The sequence below is a fragment of the Anabaena sp. CCY 9910 genome, assembly GCF_963920875.1.
Taxonomy (GTDB): domain Bacteria; phylum Cyanobacteriota; class Cyanobacteriia; order Cyanobacteriales; family Nostocaceae; genus Trichormus; species Trichormus variabilis.
The window spans coordinates 1-1,397 of sequence record NZ_CAWUDJ010000107.1; the positions used below are offsets into that span (position 1 = coordinate 1).

Sequence of the window (1,397 nt, forward strand, 5' to 3'; positions counted from 1 at the left end):
AAGACTCGCTCACGAGTATTCAAGACTCGCTCACGAGTATTCAAGACTCGCTCACCAGTATCAAAGACTCGCTCACGAAGATTTACATCTACGGTGTACACACATCTTTGTGCTGGGTGCAAAATGTGGCTAGATCCCCCTAAATCCCCCTTAAAAAGGGGGACTTTGATTCTTGTTCCCCCCTTTTTTAAGCTACGGTGTATACACAAGTACTATCTGAAAGGGTTTCAGACGTTATAGCCCCCTTAAATTGTCATTACGAGCGCAGCGATAGCGGAGCGAAGTAATCGCAATAATCCCATAGTTTTTGCGATTGCTTCGTCGTTCCTCCTCGCAATGACAGGCTTCCAGAGCGATCGCACAGCCTAGAGCCAGACGACGAAATCAAGCGTTAGATGGGATTTCAAGACTTGTGTATACACGGTAGCTTTTTTAAGGGGGGTTAGGGGGGATCAAAAGGTTATGGGGCTAGGTTATTAGACTTGTGTGTACACCTAGACCAGGGAAAGGGAGCAAGAGTTCAAAGCATACGCTACGCGGATACTCTATGGAGAGGGGTTCTAAGAAATAAGTCGCACATCGTGTGAATTTAGTCTAAATTATCCAGAAATTCTTGTAGTTCATCTCTTAAGTTGCGAACACTCTCATCACCGGGAACTATTGCTAGGGAGCGATTAAAGGCGGCTAATGCTGCTTGTAAATGATTGACTGCTTCTGGTTTTTGGGATAACTGTAAAAGTAACTTACCCCAACCTTGTAACGCTAGCCCTTTGTTTTTGAGAGCATTGATATAGTCAGGAGCGAGATTAAGAGCTTGGTCGTAGGCGGCGATCGCACTAGTGTAGGATTCTATGGCTTCACTATGCTGGGCTAGTTGTGTTTGTAAATTCCCTAAACTTCGTAACACTAGCCCTTTGTTGTTGAGAGCATTGATGTAGTGAGGAGCGAGATTGAGGGCTTGGTCGTAGGCGGCGATCGCACTAGTGTAGGATTGTATGGCTTCACTATCCTGGGTTAGTTGTGTTTGCAAATCCCCTAAATTTTTTAAGACTGACCCTTTGTTGTTGAGAGCATAGGTGTAGTTAGGAGCGAGATTGAGGGCTTGGTCGTAAGCAGCGATCGCACTAGTGTAAGATTCTATGGCTTCACTATGCTGGGTTAGTTTTATTTGCAAATCCCCTAAATTTTTTAAGACTGACCCTTTGTTGTTGAGAGCATAAGTGTCGTCAGGAGCGAGATTGAGAGCTTGATCGTAGGTGGCGATCGCACTAGTGTAGGATTGTATGGCTTGGGGATGCTGGGCGAGTTTTGTTTGCAAATTCCCTAAACTTTGTAACGCATTCCCTTTGTTGTTGAGAGCATAAGTGTCGTCAGGAGCGAGATTGAGAGCTTGATCG

The 1,397-nt window shown here is 45.2% G+C and carries 1 pseudogene; it reads right to left on the reverse strand.

Annotation, left to right across the window (positions count from 1 at the left end):
- Positions 1-589 precede the first annotated feature (589 nt).
- Positions 590-1,397 (reverse strand): annotated as a pseudogene (locus ACM5QX_RS29485) (hypothetical protein); the annotation flags it as partial.